We start from the raw sequence: 2127 nt of genomic DNA, 5'->3' as shown, positions 1-2127 counted from the left end.
GTTCGGATGCCTCAAAGGAACACTCCGGCACGTTCAAAGAGCTGGAACAGAAGCGGGGCAAGATCAAGAAGAAGATTCGCCAGTGCCTGAAAGAGCACAAAGGACTCGATGGCCGGAAGCCCAAAGAGCGAGAGAGGAAGCAGCAGCTCGCCCAGGCTTCGGAAACCCTCAAGAAGCACTTTGACAAGATAGACCAGTTCCTAAAGACGGCAGCCCCAAGGATGGGGCAAGGCAAGAAACCGGCAGAAATTAAAAGTAATATCACCGACAACGAATCCGCCAAGATGACCACCAGCAAGGGCACCATCCAGGGCTACAACGGCGTTGCAGCGGTTGATAAAAAGCATCAGGTCATTGTCGATGCGCAGGCCTTTGGCGCCGGACAGGAACAGCACACCCTGAAGCCCGTGCTCGACAGCATTCGCGAACGCTACCGGCGCACCCCGATCAGTGACGACATTCTGGCAGCCGGTGTCATCATCACCGCCGATACCGGATTCTCCAGTGAGGAGAACAATGACTATATAAAGGAAGAAGGCGTCAACGCCTATATCCCTGACAACCAGTTCCGCTCTCGGGACAAAGCCTTTAAGGATCAAAAAGTACGGAAAGCGCCACCAAAAGGAGGTCAAGGGGCAGCTCAAGGTTATCCCGGCCAGAGAATTCCAGTTCGACACCAAGCGCAAAAGCTGTATCTGCCCGGCAGGCAAGGCCATGTGGCTAAGCTGCGAAGAAAATATATCCAAGGGCAAAAAGAAACTGCACTTTGAAGGCAATCTCAGTGACTGCCGAAGCTGTCCTATAAAGCAGCGCTGTATGCGCAACCCAGAATCCGCAGACAGCCGTGAGGGACACGGCCGGCAGGTCTCGATCACCGTCACCAATGGTCGCACCGGCACCGACTGGATGAAGCGACGTGTCGACAGTCGCCAGGGCAAGGTGATTTACGGCCACCGTATGTCGGTGGTGGAGCCGGTATTTGGCAACATCGGTACCAATAAGGGGCTTAATCGGTTCTCGTTGCGTGGCCGAGATAAGGTTCAGGGGCAGTGGCAGATGTTCTGTTTGGTGCATAACATCGAAAAATTGATGAACTACGGAGCGATCCATTAAATCCACAGGAATATCCACAAAATCGCGCGCGGGTTTCTCGGAATGAGTGATTATGTAAAAGGATTATGCTTAAATCGCGATCATCAGTAATTTTGAGGCTGGCTGTAGAACGACTTGATCGTGAACCTATTTTTCTACAGCCTCGTTATGTGCCGAAGGGCTAGTGAGCTTTGAAAAAAATAATCAAGTTCTATTTGGTCGAACACTCTTTACTCATTGCATTTGTGATAGCAGGAATTTTATTTTCATTACTGATCTATGGCGGTCTGCCCAGCAGCAAGGTCAGCTATGAGAAGGCCGTTGCTGTAGAAAATTTTTATGTTGGCACGGATTTAGGAAATCGCGCCATGCTGAGAGTTAAGCTAAATGATGGCGGTGTAGCAGAGCTTAGCGTTGCGTCTGCAGCACAGGTAAAGGTGGGGAAAACAATTTGCCTAAGCAAAACTAAAACAAAGATGGGCAGCAAGATATTTCGGCTTGCCAGCCCGCAGAAATGCACATAACCAGGCCATGCTGCGGACAGCCTACACAATGCGCTTCGCGCAAAAGGCGCTCCGGCTGCCACAGATGGTAACGTTATGGTAGTAGGCATTAAAAATTTGTAGTTACGTCACGGCATGTTTTGCGCGTTGTTCTGGCATCCAGTAATTGGCTTCTTGCCATGGGAAATTCAAGCAGTTTCGTTCCTGGCATGTTTGTTCGGATTTGGTAGGGTAGGGCAGACCGCCGCAGTTTTTAGTGGTGCCAGTAAGATAATGCATTAGGTGGGAAATTACGGTAATTTTCCCGCGTACTGTTCGGGCCGTGCTTGTCCGTAGGGGCCAAAAGTAAAGTGCCAATAGTGGGTACGTAGCGACCAAACCATAACAATCACAGGCAGTTCGTTCGGAACTTAACCCGTTTTTGCACACACCTCCACCTAGCTGATTCGGAGGTGTCGAATGGCACGCAGAAAGCACTACAACTCTTACGATGACGATTTCAAGGCAACGGCAGTCTCGCTAACCGAAATTC

The 2127-nt window shown here is 50.4% G+C and carries 1 protein-coding gene and 1 pseudogene; both read left to right on the top strand.

From position 1 onward, the window contains the following. A pseudogene (locus IG627_RS20535) lies at window positions 1–1113 on the top strand (transposase); the annotation flags it as partial. Between the two features lie 170 nt (window positions 1114–1283). Further along, window positions 1284–1616, top strand: a complete 333-nt coding sequence (locus tag IG627_RS20530; RefSeq protein ID WP_193195161.1) for a hypothetical protein — start codon at window positions 1284–1286, stop codon at window positions 1614–1616. Window positions 1617–2127 lie beyond the last annotated feature (511 nt).

The sequence above is a fragment of the Microbulbifer taiwanensis genome (assembly GCF_014904815.1).
In the GTDB taxonomy this organism is placed as follows: domain Bacteria; phylum Pseudomonadota; class Gammaproteobacteria; order Pseudomonadales; family Cellvibrionaceae; genus Microbulbifer; species Microbulbifer taiwanensis.
Note: the sequence above shows the minus strand (reverse complement) of the source record. Positions and strands in the feature narration are given on the sequence as shown.